This is a genomic window from Novosphingobium sp. AAP1 (assembly GCF_001295765.1).
In the GTDB taxonomy this organism is placed as follows: domain Bacteria; phylum Pseudomonadota; class Alphaproteobacteria; order Sphingomonadales; family Sphingomonadaceae; genus Novosphingobium; species Novosphingobium capsulatum.
Genome location: NZ_LJHO01000002.1, coordinates 711,781 through 725,978 on the forward strand (window position 1 = coordinate 711,781; position 14,198 = coordinate 725,978).

Annotated in this window: 8 protein-coding genes; 6 read left to right on the top strand and 2 right to left on the bottom strand. The window is 64.7% G+C overall.

Going from position 1 to position 14,198, the window contains the following annotated elements; translation table 11 throughout:
- Positions 1-7: 7 nt before the first annotated feature.
- A complete protein-coding gene (locus tag IP65_RS07095) occupies positions 8-2,224 on the bottom strand; it encodes a TonB-dependent receptor (RefSeq protein WP_082349842.1) in 2,217 nt (738 codons plus the stop codon).
- 275 nt (positions 2,225-2,499) lie between these two features.
- On the opposite strand from IP65_RS07095, the gene IP65_RS07100 reads away from it, so the two are divergent.
- From IP65_RS07100 to IP65_RS07125, 6 genes are all read left to right on the top strand, one after another.
- Positions 2,500-5,406 carry a TonB-dependent siderophore receptor gene (locus IP65_RS07100; protein WP_054131192.1) on the top strand — a complete coding sequence of 969 codons (2,907 nt, stop codon included), beginning with the start codon at positions 2,500-2,502 and terminating at the stop codon, positions 5,404-5,406.
- 143 nt (positions 5,407-5,549) lie between these two features.
- Complete coding sequence (locus tag IP65_RS07105; RefSeq protein ID WP_156306453.1) at positions 5,550-6,440, top strand: LysR family transcriptional regulator; 891 nt, start codon at positions 5,550-5,552, stop codon at positions 6,438-6,440.
- Positions 6,440-7,771, top strand: a complete 1,332-nt coding sequence (locus IP65_RS07110; RefSeq protein WP_022676567.1) for a CitMHS family transporter — start codon at positions 6,440-6,442, stop codon at positions 7,769-7,771. The genes IP65_RS07105 and IP65_RS07110 overlap by 1 nt, the downstream gene beginning before the upstream one ends.
- Before the next feature lie 11 nt (positions 7,772-7,782).
- A complete protein-coding gene (locus IP65_RS07115) occupies positions 7,783-9,108 on the top strand; it encodes an acyclic terpene utilization AtuA family protein (RefSeq protein WP_054131194.1) in 1,326 nt (441 codons plus the stop codon).
- Complete coding sequence (locus IP65_RS07120; RefSeq protein ID WP_022676568.1) at positions 9,108-9,416, top strand: hypothetical protein; 309 nt, start codon at positions 9,108-9,110, stop codon at positions 9,414-9,416. The genes IP65_RS07115 and IP65_RS07120 overlap by 1 nt, the downstream gene beginning before the upstream one ends.
- A complete protein-coding gene (locus IP65_RS07125; protein WP_022676569.1) occupies positions 9,409-11,391 on the top strand; it encodes an alpha/beta hydrolase domain-containing protein in 1,983 nt (660 codons plus the stop codon). Before IP65_RS07120 ends, IP65_RS07125 begins: the two co-directional genes overlap by 8 nt.
- Before the next feature lie 79 nt (positions 11,392-11,470).
- Here the strand turns inward: IP65_RS07125 and IP65_RS07130 are convergent, their stop codons facing one another.
- The gene (locus tag IP65_RS07130; RefSeq protein WP_022676570.1) at positions 11,471-14,113 is read right to left on the bottom strand and encodes a TonB-dependent receptor; all 2,643 of its coding nucleotides are present in this window, start codon (positions 14,111-14,113) and stop codon (positions 11,471-11,473) included.
- Positions 14,114-14,198: the final 85 nt, after the last annotated feature.

The following is a 14,198-nucleotide window of genomic DNA, read 5'->3' on the forward strand; positions in this document are numbered from 1 at the left end:
GCCACCATCAGAACTTGGCGCCCAGACGCACGCCGAACTCGCGCGGCGCGGTGCGGAATTCGTTGAGGCCGGATTGCCCGGTCACGAAATATTCCTTGGTCAGGTTGGTGCCGTATAGCTCCACCTTGAAGTTGTCCCAGTTGAGCGTGACGCTGGCATTGACGAGATGACGCGCGTTGATCAGGTCAAACTGCGGCAGATAGGTAACGTAGGCCCATTGCGACCCGATATAGGAATAGTTCACGCGGGGCACGATCGAGCGCCCCTCGCCCAGCGAATAGGTATAATCCAGGCCGGCGTTCCAGGTCCATTTCGGCGACAGCAGGTTCGGCCCGGCGTCAGACGTGATGAACTGGTAGGGGAAGCAGTTGCTGGTTACCCCGGTGGCGCAGGCCGGCAACTGCGCGGTGGCGGCGCCCGGCTGCCACTTGTTGATCACCGTCACGCTGCTGAGCTGCGAATCCACATACGACACGCCGGCGTCGAGGCCGAAACCAGCCAGCTTCGCCTGAAGCTGCCCTTCAAAGCCCTTGATCGTGGCATTGGCGAGGTTGACCACGCCATTCTGGCCAGATGCCGGACTGATCACGTCCATCTGGAAATTATTGTACTTGTTATAGAATACGCCGATCTGCGTGCGCACGTGCCGATCAAGGAAGCTCGATTTCCAGCCCGCTTCAAAGTCCCACACCGTTTCCGGGTTGAACATGCCACCAGGCGGGTTGATCCCGCCCGGCTTGTAGCCACGGGCGGCAAAGACATAGAGCATGTTGTCGGCATCGGGCTTGTAGTTAAGCGCGATCTTGCCGGTCATGCGGCCATCGGCCTCGGTGCCGGTCTGCGGAATCGTCAGGAAGGCGGAAGGCGGCGGCCCGCCAAGATAAACGCCGCCGGTGCCATCGACATGATAGTGCGAATAGCGCGCGCCAGCCTGGATTTCGAGCTTTTCGGTAATGCGGTAGTTCACCTGGGCAAAGGCGCCCAGCGTGGTCTTGCTGTTCATCGGATTGACCACGATCGGGAACGGCGCGGTGCCGGTATAGTGCAGCAGCACGTCGATATCGTTATGCTGGTAATAGCCACCCAGGATAAAGTTCAGCGGCTTGGAATCCGGCGAAATGATATTGATTTCCTGGGAATATTCCTTTTCCCGCACATATTGATCTTCATACTGCGCGCCAAACGGCCCAGCGACCTGCGCCAGATTGGTGCCATCCAGATCATAGACGTTCCAGACGCGCTTGTTCTGGTATCCGCTCACCGACCGGACAACGAGACCGCCAGGGGTCTGGTACTTCAATTCCAGCGCCGTGGTAAACGCGCGCTCGAAATTCGCGGTCTTGGTGTCGTAGTTCAGTTCGTAGGGCGTCGCCTGGCGGCCGGCGGCGAACTGCGTGCCGGCAATCGGCTGATAGGCATAGCCGCCCGTGCTCTTCTGCGCCAGTTCGCCCTTCCAATAGGCGGTAAAGCCGCCGGACTGGTAGAGCGCAGACAGCCGCTCATCGTGTTCCTTCAGGCTGTCGGGCTGGTTCTTGTAGGGGCCAAGATCGGTGTAATAGGAATCGCGCCAATGCTGGTTGGTGGCAAAGCGCAAGGCCAGGTTGTCACCCACCGGCACATTGATCGCGCCGTTGAGGCGGACATTGTTGTAGCTGCCGTATTCGGCTGTCACGTCACCACCCAGATCGCCCAGCTTGGGGCGCTTGGAATTGATGAAGATCGCCCCACCGGTGGAGTTGGAGCCGACCAGCGTGCCCTGTGGCCCGCGTAGCACTTCGATGCTCTGGATGTCGTAGAGATCAAAGCTCTGCGCGATCGGCGGCTGGAACAGCCCGTCGACATAAGTGGCGACGCCATTGGCCACTTGCGGCGATCCGCTCGACAGACCGATGCCGCGGATGTTGATGGATTCGGTGAGGCCTGCCTTGGTGATGGTAAGGCCGGGCGCCACGTTCTGCAGATCGCGCTGCACCAGCACGGCTTTCTGCGTGAGCTGGTCTCCACCCACCGCGGTGAGCGCGATGGCAACCTTTTGCGAACTTTCCGAGCGGCGCTGCGCGGTAACGACGATCTCGCCCGGTGCCGGGCTGGCCTGCGCGGGCACCGGAGCTGGCGCCGCCTCGGTGGCGGCCTGCGCGAAAGCGTTGGTCCCCACCAACGCCAGCGCCATCGCGCCCAGCGAGGCTGCGGCATGCGCGCGGAAATTACCGTGAATCTGAAGCATGGTGCTCCCCTCTCCCTTTTTCGGCCCTGCTTGACGCGGCCAAACGTTGCGGGCCCGTGTCTGCCCGGCCACGCGGGATTTAAATAGCGGCCCATTTTGGAAAGCTGCGCCCGCGCCCTTGGCGGGTCGCCATCGGTGCCATCAGCGTGACCGACCAACCCCATGGATTTATAACTTCACGTTATAAGACGATAGACCAATTGTATTTCACTTGATCGTGGCCGTCCGCCATTGCGCCTTCACAAGAAAACACCGCCATGGTGGGGAGAGCAACGATGGCACGCCGCGTTTTGCGGCGGCATCCCTGGCTGCGCCTCCCCGGCGATGGTGATCAGGAGGTGCACATGAAGGGCTATCACGGGATCAAGCACAATCTGCTCGTCGGCACGGCGTTCGCCATGGGCGTGATGGGCTGGCACGGCGCGGCAGCCGCGCAGGCCACGCCAGCACATGCAACGCCGCCTGCCGATCAACCCGCGCCGGAAGCCAAGCCGCAGGAAATCGTGGTGACCGGCTCCTACCTCGGCAATATCCGCCAGGAGAACCGCGCCTCGCCCATTCTCGCAGTCGATAACGCCGCGATCGCGCGCACTGGTTCGTCCTCGATCGGTGATCTCACCCGCTTCATCCCGCAGAACGTGGGCAGCACCGGCGGCTTGCAGGATCTGTCAAAGGGCGGTGCGGATACGCGCGATACCCGTTCGGCCAACCTGCGCGGCCTGGGCGCCGGCTCCACGCTGGTGCTGCTCAACGGCCGCCGCGTGACCCCGCAGGCCGGTGACGATTATGTCAACCTCAACAGCCTGACGCCCGATATCGCCATCCAGCGCGTCGAGGTTCTGCTCGATGGCGCATCGTCCACTTATGGTGCCGATGCCGTGGCGGGCGTGTTCAACGTGTTGACCGACACCAAGTTCAACGGGTTCAAGACCAGCGCCCAGTTCACCAGCATGGCCGATTCCCCGGCGTGGAACGTGCAGGCGATGATGGGTGTGGGCAACGATCGCTTCCACACCGTGCTTTCGGCGTCCTATCGGTTTCAGGACAATCTCCAGAATTCCGATCGCGCCGTCACCAATTTCTTCAATCCCACCGCAGCCGGCTATCCCGGCAGCTATCTGCTGACCGGCCGGCCCCTCACCGCCACCGGCGGTCACGTGGTGATCAACGGCAACGATTACACCGCGCTCTATGATGCCAACAAGTCGGCCACGGGCACGCTCAAGGTGGTCGATCCCAATTGCGGCGCAGACGGCACCAACAGCGTCTATTCCCCCACTGGCGGCGCGGCCTTTGGCCTTGGCAACTGCCTCTACAATTTCCAGCCGAAGAACCCGATCCGCCCGCGTGCGCGCAGCGTCAATATCCACAACGACACCACGTTCGAAATCAACGACGCCAATACGCTGTTTGCCGAACTCAGCTATTACCACCAGGATTCCGAACGGTTTGGCGTGCCGTCCTATGCCCAGAACGCGGGCAACGCCACGATGCCGGCGTCCAACCCCTACAATCCCTTTGGCGTCGATGTGCTGTTCTATGGCCGCGCGATCGGGGCGCAGGGCTTTCCGGGCGGATACGAATATCGCGTGATGCGCGATACGGTGAACCAGCAGCACTACGTGCTCGGCGCGCGCGGCAATCTGGTCGGGCGGTGGAAGTACCTGGCGACGGCCACCTATTCCGCCTCGCAAACGATCGCCCGCGATCGCGATACCGATATGAACATGTTCCAGGCCGCGCTGCGCGGCTATGGCGGGCCGAACTGCAACACCAACTTCCTGGGTGGCGGCAGCGGCGCTGTGCCCGGCAAGGGCAGCTGCCTCTATTACAGCCCGTTCCAGGCCAACCTGTCGCAGATGGATCCGTCGCTGATCTACAATCTGCAAAGCGATGTCTTCACCGATTTCAAGCGTGAATACTATATCGCCGAAGCGGTGGTGAATGGCCCCCTGGCCAGCATTGCCGGGCACGAAATCAACGTGGCTCTTGGCGCGCAGTATCGCCGCGAGAAATCGATCACCAACTATTCCGACCTGCTGCTGTCGGGCTATGGCGGCTTCCTCGGCAAGCACCTCAACACCGCGTTCTCGCGCGAGGTGAAGAGCGTGTTCGCCGAAGCCAATTACCAGCCGATCGACAGCCTGACGCTCAACGTGGCCGGCCGCTATGAAGATGCCGGTGGTTATAGCAAGGCCGTGCCCAAGGTGGCGGCCAACTGGCACCCGGTCGACTGGTTCTCGCTGCGCGGTTCCTACAGCAAGGCGTTCCAGGCTCCCTCGCTGGCCAACGGTTCCGCCTCGCTGATCGGCACCAACGTGGTCAACGTCACCGATCCGGTCGATGGCACCACTTCGTTCCGCACGATCCAGACCTACGGCAATCCCAACCTCAAGCCGCAGTCGTCCACGGTCTATAACCTGGGCGCCACCTTCGTGCCGACGCGCGGCGCGCGGTTCTCGATCGATTACTGGAAGTATCAGTTCAACAACCAGATTTCGACGCAGAACCCGCAGCAGGTGGTCAATACCGCGCCCAACGGCGCCGCGGTGCTGCGCGACCCGCTGACCGGCACGCTGCAATCGGTGGTCGTCACCAGCTTCAACGCGCCCAGCGGCACCAAGACATCGGGCATCGACATTCAGGGCCAGTATGCGTTTGACGCTGGCCAACTGCATCTCACGCTGCGCGACACGCTGACCTATCTGCTGGCCTACGATGTCGACACCGGCATTCTGCGCCGCGATGCCAATGGCAACATCGCCGGCTCGGTGGTCTATGATGGCGTGGGCTATCGCAACGCGTTCGTGCAGTCGCCCACCTCGTCCTCGGCCGCGCCGCGCTGGCGCAGCGTGGCTGGCATCGATGCCGGCTATGGCCCGCACACCCTGTCTTTGACCTGGCGCTATACCGCCGGCGTGAAGGATGATTACGGGCAAAGCCTCAACACCTCGGGCACCGGCGCCGTCGTTCCCGCCGTGACTACCAAGGTCAGCGCGTTTTCGGTGTTCGATGCGCAATACAGCCTGAACTTTGGCCACGACGATCGCTATGCGCTGACGCTGGGGATGATCAACATCTTCAACACCGCGCCCGGCTTTGCCAAGTACAACGGCTATCTGCCCTCGATCGCCGATCCGTTCGGGCGGCAGGTCTACGCCCGCATCGCGGCGCGCTTCTGATCGTGAGTGGCGGGTTTCCACACGTGGCGCCAGTGCCGGCAGGGGCCAAGCGCACCTGCCGGCTGGACGCCGGGCGTGGCGCCCGCCACCATGCGCCTGCTGCCCAGACCTATCGGCGGCTCCCTCTGGCGCACAGGTTCCGCATGGCCCGCACTCCCAGTCTTTCCACCCTGCGCCAGTTTCGCATCCTGGCCCAGACGGCGAACTTCAGCCGCGCGGCCGAACTTGCCCATGTCTCGCAGCCGGCGCTCTCGCGCACCATCCGCCTGCTGGAAGAAGACCTTGGCGCCCGCCTGTTTGACCGCAACCGCCGCCACGTGTCGCTGACGCAGGCCGGCGAAGACCTGCTCCGCCTGACACAGCGCCTGATCGCCGATTTCGACGATGCCTTTGATCTCCTGGGCCAGACGCTGTCGGGCCAGCGTGGCCGCATTGCCCTGGGCGTGCTGCCATCCTACGCCGTGGGCGATCTGCCCGCCGTGCTCAGCCGCTTTCGCGAGGCTTGGCCAGGCGTCGACGTGACCGTGCGCGAAGGACTGGCGGGGACCATCTATCAACAGCTGCGCGAGCGGCTGATCGATCTGGCGGTGATGACCCCACCCGATGACGCGGCTGAGGATTTCACCTTTCTGCCCTTGTTCACCGACCCTTGCGCCCTGGTCTGCCGCGCCGGACATGCGCCGGCCGACCCCGGTTGGCACAGCTTTGCCGATGCCCCGTTCATCGCGATGGCCCCCACCAGCAGCGTGCGCCAGATCACTGACGCCGCGTTTGCCCGCGCCGGCCTGGCGCCGCGGCCACTGTTTGAATGCAGCCAGCCCGCCACGCTGGGCGCCTTCATAGCGGCGGGCCTGGGCATCAGCGCGCTTCCGCTGTCCTGCCGCCCGATGGTTGGCGCGCACGATCTGGAATGGCACCTGCTGGATGACAGCGCCGCCGATCGCGTGATCGGCATTGCCCATCTTTCTGCGCGCAGCCCCTCGCCCGCGGCCCAGAACATGCTGCGCGTGCTCTCGGCCAAGGGGGCGTGCTGATGCTGGCCGCTGCTGCTTTGCCGCCAGCCGCCCTCGCACTGGGCGCCCTGGCCATCATCGGTGTCATGCTGGCCGTCATCCTGACGAACCGGCTATCCCCGCTTGCCGCGATGATCCTGGTGCCGGTGATCGGCGCGGCAGCGCTGGGCCTGGGCGCCGGCGTGCCGGGCTGGATTCTGGCCGGCGTCACCAAGATTGCCCCGGTTGCCGGCATGTTCGTCTTTGCCATCCTGTTTTTCGGGGTGGTCAGCGATGCTGGCCTGCTGGCGCCGCTGGTTGGCGGCGTACTGCGCCTGGTGGGGCGCAAACCGTCGCGGATCACGATGGGCACGGCCTTGCTGGCGTTGCTGATCCATCTCGATGGTTCTGGCGCGGTCTGCTTCCTGATCACCGTGCCGGCGATGCTGCCGCTTTACGATCAACTGGGCATGGACCGCCGCGTGCTGGCCTGCTGCGCCTCGCTTGCCGCCGGGGTCAATTTCCTGCCGTGGACCGGCCCCACACTGCGCGCCAGCGCGGCGCTGCACATTCCCACGGTGCAGATCTTCACGCCGATGCTGCCGGTGCAACTGGTTGGCCTGGTGTTCGTGTTCGGCGCAGCGTGGTGGATGGGCCGGCGGGAAGAACGCCGCCTCGCTGCTATGCCCTTGGTAAAAACCGAGCCGGAAGATGCCGTGGGAACAGCCAGCTCCGGCCCCGATCCGCTGCATCGCCCGCGCCTGTTCTTGCTCAACCTGGCCATCACGTTGGCGGTCATCGGCCTGATGGTCAGCGGCGTGGCCGAACCGGCCGTGATCTTCATGGTCGCCTTTGCCCTGGTGTTGACGATCAACTATCCCAATGCCGAGGAACAGCGCGCCCGGATCGAGGCCCATGCCCGCCCGGCGATGATGATGGCCGGCGTGCTGTTTGCCGCTGGCGCGTTTACCGGCATCATGAACGGCGCGGGGCTGATCCACGCCCTGGCGCAATCCAGCGTGGCCCTGGTGCCGCCCGGCATGGGCCGCAGCCTGCCGCTGCTGGTGGCGGTCACCAGCATGCCGCTCAGCGTCGTATTCGATCCTGACAGCTTCTACTTCGGGGTTCTGCCGGTGGTGGCGCAAGTCGCCAGCCATTTTGGCGTGCCGCCCGTGCAGGTGGCGCAGGCGGCGCTGCTGGGCATGCATACCGTCGGCTTTCCGATCAGCCCATTGACCCCCGCAACATTCCTGGTCGCAGGCCTGAGCCGCATCGACCTAGGCGCGCATCAGCGTTTTGCCTTTCCCTGGCTGCTGGGCGCCACCCTGGTGATGACACTGGCAGCGCTGGCCATCGGCCTGATCGGCCTATGAGTGAGACATGCATGAAAACCATACGCATCGGTGCCGGTGCCGGCTTTGCCGGGGATCGGATCGAGCCGGCCGTTGAACTGGTCGAACAAGGCGAACTCGATTTCCTGTGCTTTGAATGCCTGGCCGAGCGCACTATCGCGCTGGCGCAACTGGCGCGCCAGCGTGATCCGGCCGCCGGCTATGATCCCCGGCTGGAGCGGCGCATGCGCGCCGTGCTGGGCCCGGCCATGGCGCGCGGTGTGCGCATCGTGTCCAACATGGGCGCGGCCAACCCGCTCGCCGCCATGGAAGCCGCGCTCGCCGTTGCGCGTGAGCAGGGCCTGACCGGCATCCGCATGGCGGCGGTGCTGGGTGACGATGTGCTCGCCAGCATCGCGGGCGAAGACCTCCCCCTGCTGGACCGCGCGGGATCGCTGTTGGATCTCAAGCCGATTTCGGCCAACGCCTATCTCGGCGCGTTTCCCATTGCCCAGGCGCTGGCCGAAGGGGCGCAGGTGATCTTCACCGGGCGGGTGTGCGACCCGGCGTTGTTTCTCGGGCCGATGATCCATGCGTTCGGCTGGGCCGAAGACGATTGGACGCGGCTGGCGCGCGGCACTGCCATCGGCCATCTGCTGGAATGCGCTGGCCAGCTGACCGGCGGCTATTTCGCCGATCCCGGCTACAACGATGTGCCGGGCCTGGCCCGCCTGGGCTTTCCCCTGGCCGAAGTGAACGAAGATGGCACGGCCATGCTTACCAAGGTGGCCGGCACGGGCGGGCGCCTCTCGCTCGCCAATGCGCGCGAACAGGCGATGTACGAAATCCTTGATCCGGCCCGCTATCTTCAGGCCGATGTGGTGGCAGACTTCACCACGCTGAACCTGGCCGAGGCAGGCCCGGATCGCATTGCCGTATCGGGCGCGACCGGCCACCCCCGCCCCGAAAGCCTCAAGGTATCGGTCGGTTATCGTGACGGCTTCATTGGCGAAGGGCAGATCAGCTACGCCGGGCCCGGCGCCGTGGCGCGCGGCCAGCTGGCGCTCGATATCGTGGCCGAGCGGGTGGCGATGCAGCGCCTGGCGGTGGATGATATCCGCTATGACCTGATCGGCGTGAATGCCGTCAATGCCACCGGCCGCGCGCCCGAACCGGCCGAAGTGCGCGCGCGCGTTGCCGCCCGCTGCGCCGATCGCGCCACGGCCGCCGAAATTGGTGCGGAGGTCGAGGCGCTCTATCTCAATGGCCCGTCGGGTGGTGGGGGCGTGACCACCACCCTGCGCGAAGTGGTCGCGGTTGCCTCCGTCCTCGTTCCGCGCGGCGCGGTTGCGCCCTCCATCGTTCATGGAGTGAGTTGATGCGACTTCGTGATCTGGCCCACGCCCGCACGGGCGACAAGGGTGATACCTCGCAGATCTGCGTGTTTGCCCGCGGCCCGGCGCAGTTCAGCCAGTTGGAGCGCGCGCTGACGACTGAGCGGGTGGCCGCCCATCTCGCCGCGCTGCGCCCGCGCCGGATCGAACGGTTCGTGCTGCCCAACCTTCAGGCCGTGAATTTCGTGCTGCATGGGGTGCTTTCGGGCGGCGTCACCCGCTCCCTCGCCCTCGATGCCCATGGCAAGACGCTGGGCGCGCAACTGCTGGATATGGAGATCGCCGATGCGTAAGATCTGCTTGCTGGGCGGAGCTGCCCTGCTCGCCCTGGCCACCAGCGCGCAGGCGCGGGTTACCGCCATCCATATTGAGACGCGCACCCCCGCCCCCACCAAGCCGGGCGAGCGCCCCTACGAGATCATCACCGGGACATTCGATGGTGATCTTTCGCCAACGCGCGATGCGATCATCACCGACATTGCCCAAGCCCCGCGCCAGGCCAACGGCCGCATCGGCTATAGCGCCACGTTTGCCATCGCCCGCCCCCTGGCGCGCGGCAGCGGCGTGCTGTTCTACGACGTGCCCAACCGGGGCAATGGCAAAGTGGCCCCCGATGAAGATGGCCACATCCGCGTGATCAGCGGCTGGCAGGGTGACCTGGCGCCCGCACCCGGCCTTCAAACCGCCACCGTGCCCGTGGCCAAGGGCCTGACCGGGCCGGCGCTGGCCCGCGTGACCGATCTTTCCGGTAGCACCTGGGGCCTGACCGGCGGGATCGGCCGCCCCGTGCCACGCCCGCTTCCGGTCGATCTCGATCCCGCGCACGCCAGGCTCTATCGCCAGGCCAGCGACGCTGCGCCGCTGGAGCCGATTGCTACCAGCCAATGGGCCTTTGGCGATTGCCGCACCACGCCGTTTCCCGGCACGCCCGATCCCGCGCGCATCTGCCTCAAAGGCGGCTTTGACCCGGCGCTGGCCTATACGCTGGTCTATCAGGCGCGCGATCCGCTGGTGCTGGGCATTGGCTTTGCCGCCACGCGCGATCTGGTCAGCTTCCTGCGCCATGCGACGGTCGACGACCATGGCACGCCCAATCCCCTTTCCGGCCAGGTGCACTGGAGCGTGGTCAGCGGCACCTCGCAATCGGGCAATTTCGTCAAGAGCTTCATCAACCTGGGCTTCAACCAGGATGAAGCGGGCCATCGCGTATTTGATGGCGCCAATCCCAATATCGCCGCCCGCCAGGTGCCGCTCAACCTGCGCTTTGCCGTGCCGGGCGGGGCCGCCACGCTGTTCGAACCGGGCAGCGAAGGCACCTTGTGGTGGAGCCGCTATGCCGATCGGGTGCGCGGCCGGGGCACGCACAGCCTGCTCGATCGCTGCACGGCAACGCAGACCTGCCCCAAGATCATGGAAACATTCGGTTCCACCGAACTTTGGGGCCTGCGACTATCCCCGGCGCTGGTCGGCACGGATGCCCGCGCCGATGTGCCGATCCCGGCCAACGTGCGGCGATATTACTTCCCTGGCGTGACCCATGGCGGTTCCTACACCGGCGGCATCTCGCTCGATGGTGACAAGCCCTGGCCCGGCGCGCCGGTCTGCGCATTGCCCAACAATCCCAATCCATCGCTGCCGACGATGCGCGCGCTGATGAAGCGGCTGGTGGCATGGGTCAGCACCGGCCGCGCGCCGCCGCCCAGCCAGTATCCCACGCTGGCCCATGGCGATCTTGTCCCGCCCCATGCCGCCGCCATGCACTGGCCAGCCATCCCCGGCGCGCCGGTGCCGGACGGCAAGATGAACGATCTGCTCGATTACGATTACGGCCCCGGGTTCGACTATCCCGATCTGTCTGGCGTTATCACACAGCAGCCCCCGGCGATCCGCCGCACCATCCCCTCGCTAGTGCCGCGCGTGGACCGCGATGGCAACGAAACCGGCGGCGGCGTCCCTTCGGTGCAGCATCTCGTGCCACTGGGCACCTATCTGGGCTGGAACGTGCTGGCCAAGGGATATGGCGCGGGCGGACCCTGCGGCTTTGCCGGTGGGTTCATTCCCTTTGCCGCCACCAAGGTGGAACGCCTCGCCAAGGGCGATCCACGCCCGTCGCTGGAAGAACGCTATGGCAGCCACGCCGGCTTTGTCGCGGCGGTCCGGTCCGTTGCGGCGCAGCGCGTGCGGCAAGGCTGGCTGCTGCCCGACGATGCCGCGCGCCTTGTCGCAGAAGCGGAAGCCAGCCCGGTCCTGTCGTCAGCCTCGCGATAAACGCTGGCACAATTCCGCCCGCAAAAAGGCCCGGCCTGCCGTGTGGCAAGCCGGGCCTCTTGCTGCGCTCAGAACCCGATCAGAACGTCAGGCGCAGACGCGCGCCATAGGTGCGGGCGTCGTTGAGGAAGCGAATGTTGAGCGCGGAGCCCGCCAGTTCCTTTTGCGACGCCTGGACGTTGAGCAGGTTGCTGGCCCATGCCTCGATCCGCACGTTGTTGACCTGGTAACCTGCGCCCAGGTTCAGCGTGACAAAGCCGGGCTGACGGTCCGGGAAGCCGGCCTGGAGCGCGGTCTGGCGCGTGCCGTTCAGGAACACGACGTCCTTGTTGTTGAACTGCGTCAGGTAATAGGCCGAGCGATAGTTGGCCAGAACCTGCCAATCGAAGCGGCCACGGCCCACATCGATCCACTGCGCGATATGCGCGCTGACGTTGACCTTTGAGGCCAGCGGCAGCTGGTTGCCAACCAGGCTGATCAGCGGCGACTTGCCACCCGCGCTGTTATCCAGCGCGCGCACGTCCGCGACTTCGCCATTGGTGATGCGGGTATCGAGGTAAGCCGCATTCACGTCGACCGAGAAGTGGTAGGGCAGCGCCACGCGAAATTCGGCTTCAGCGCCGAACAGGCGCGAGGCGCCGATGTTGCGGTTGACCAGCGAATAGCCGTTGCACACGTTCGGCGTCTGCGTGGTGTCGAGGTTGATGCAGGTCAGGTCCTGGAAGACCTGGTCCTTGTAGTCGTAATAGAAGCCGGTGAGGTTGAACACCGCGCGGCGGCCCATCACGTCAAACGTGTTGCGGCTGCCAACTTCGTACACGATCAGCTTTTCCGGACGATAGGTTTCCGGCACGGTCGAACCGTTGAAGCTGTCGTTGAAACCGCCCGCCTTGTGGCCGGTTGAAACCTTGCCATAGACCATGTGGCCGGTGCTCAGGTCATACTCGAAACCAAGGCGCCAATCCGCATACTTGAATGCAGCGCTGCCCACCTGCTGGCCGGGGATGGTCAGATTGGCATAGCTGAAACCGCCGTTGGTGTTGGTCGGGCAGGTGACAAAGCCGTTGTCGATATCAGGCCGGGTAAAGCAGTTGCCGGCCGGATTGGTGCCATTGGCAATGGCGCCGATCTGGTTGATCAGCGTGTCGCGCGCACCGGGCGAGGCGATACCCTGGATCAGGAACTGCGCCATGCCCTGCGGGGTGTTGATCTTGGACACGTCGAAATTCGGGCGGCTGAGCAAGGCTGGCACAAAGCCTTCGGTGCCAAGGCGCGTGGCGAGACAGCAGGCATAGTTGGCGCCGCCCAGCGTCAACGCCCAGTTGCCGCCGATGCCATAGCGCGACTTGCTTTCCTCGGTGTAGCGGATGCCGCCCAGAACGCGCAGGCGATCAGCCACGTCATAGGTGCCATCGGCATAGAACGCATGGCTCTTGCCGCGCACGTCAGGCATCGTGAATTCGGTGCCCGAATAGCAGCAATAGCCGCGATCGGCGAGCGCGAGATAGCCAACCTGCTGGTCTTCGTTGAAATAGAACGCGCCCAGGTTCCAGCGGAAGCGCTGGCCCTTCTTGGCAAAGACGCGCAGTTCGAAGACTTCGCTCTGCGACTTGGTTTGCCAGAAGTTGCCCGAGAAATTGTCGTACTGCTCGGTCGCCAGGTTGCGGCCGGGGTAATCGATGCCATCGCTCGACGCGTTGACCTGGTTGAAATCGACCGAGCGGTAGCTGCCGGTCAGTTCCATGCCCACCTTGTCGAAATCATAGGCAATCTTGCCCTGAACGCCCCACAGCTCGTTGGTCATCTTGCCCTGGAGCCCGCGATAGACCACGCGGCGCAGGTCCAGGTCGCTGGCCGTCAGGCCAGTGGCTTCAACCGCGCTGTAGATGTTGGCGCCCGGATAGCCGGTGCCGGTTTCCTTGCCATAATCGCCGATGACCGAAATGGTCAGGCGGCTGGTCGGCTCCCACAGCATCGACAGGCGGCCGGCATAGTTCTCTTCCAGACCAGCGGGCTTGAGACCGATCGCTGGTGCGCCGGTCGAGACATTGCGGAAACCATAGTCGCGGTTGACGTAATAGCCTGCCGCGCGGATCGCGAAGTTCGACGCAATCGGAATATTGACCGCGCCTTCGGCGGCATAGGAATTGCGGTTGCCGAATTCGGCCTGGATATAGCCGGAATAGCTGTCAAACTTCGGCTTGGCGGTAATGATGTTGAGCGTACCGGCCAGCGCATTGCGGCCATAAAGCGTGCCCTGCGGCCCCTTGTTCACTTCCACCCGTTCAAGGTCATAGAACATCAGGCCCAGGCCGCGCGGGCGCGGAATGTAGGTGCCGTTGAGGTGCGGCGCAGCGCCGGGATCGCCCAGTTCGGTGTTGTTGGCCGAGCCGACGCCGCGGATGAAGATTTCGACATTGCCTTCTTGGTTGGCAATGCTCAGCCCCGGTACGGCCTGCTGCAACTGGCGCAGTTCGACAATGCCGTCCTTGCGCAGCTGGTCCGAGCCCAGCGCCTGGACCACGCCGGAAACATCCTGCAGGTTCTGTTCGCGGCGGTTGGCGGTGACGATGATGTCGCCCGGACCATCCTTGGGCTGCGCAGCCGCTGCCGGCTTGGCGGCCGACTGATCAGCGGGCGCTTCCTGCGCCAGGGCCGGCGCTGCCGCGCAAGTCGAAAGCAGCGCCAGCACCATGCTGCGCTTCCAGATTCCCCTGTTCATGTATTCCTCTCCTGACTGGATGGCGATTGAATGAAATGTCGATTGGTTCATGGGTCTTGGACCGGTGCCGCGCCGCTCCCTGGCG

Bases quoted from the DNA above. Each gene is read 5' to 3' on its own strand.
- IP65_RS07100 (WP_054131192.1), top strand. From the start codon at position 2,500: ATGGCACGCCGCGTTTTGCGGCGGCATCCCTGGCTGCGCCTCCCCGGC.
- IP65_RS07130 (WP_022676570.1), bottom strand. From the start codon at position 14,113: ATGAACAGGGGAATCTGGAAGCGCAGCATGGTGCTGGCGCTGCTTTCG.
- IP65_RS07120 (WP_022676568.1), top strand. From the start codon at position 9,108: ATGCGACTTCGTGATCTGGCCCACGCCCGCACGGGCGACAAGGGTGAT.
- IP65_RS07095 (WP_082349842.1), bottom strand. From the start codon at position 2,224: ATGCTTCAGATTCACGGTAATTTCCGCGCGCATGCCGCAGCCTCGCTG.
- IP65_RS07115 (WP_054131194.1), top strand. From the start codon at position 7,783: ATGAAAACCATACGCATCGGTGCCGGTGCCGGCTTTGCCGGGGATCGG.
- IP65_RS07110 (WP_022676567.1), top strand. From the start codon at position 6,440: ATGCTGGCCGCTGCTGCTTTGCCGCCAGCCGCCCTCGCACTGGGCGCC.
- IP65_RS07105 (WP_156306453.1), top strand. From the start codon at position 5,550: ATGGCCCGCACTCCCAGTCTTTCCACCCTGCGCCAGTTTCGCATCCTG.
- IP65_RS07125 (WP_022676569.1), top strand. From the start codon at position 9,409: ATGCGTAAGATCTGCTTGCTGGGCGGAGCTGCCCTGCTCGCCCTGGCC.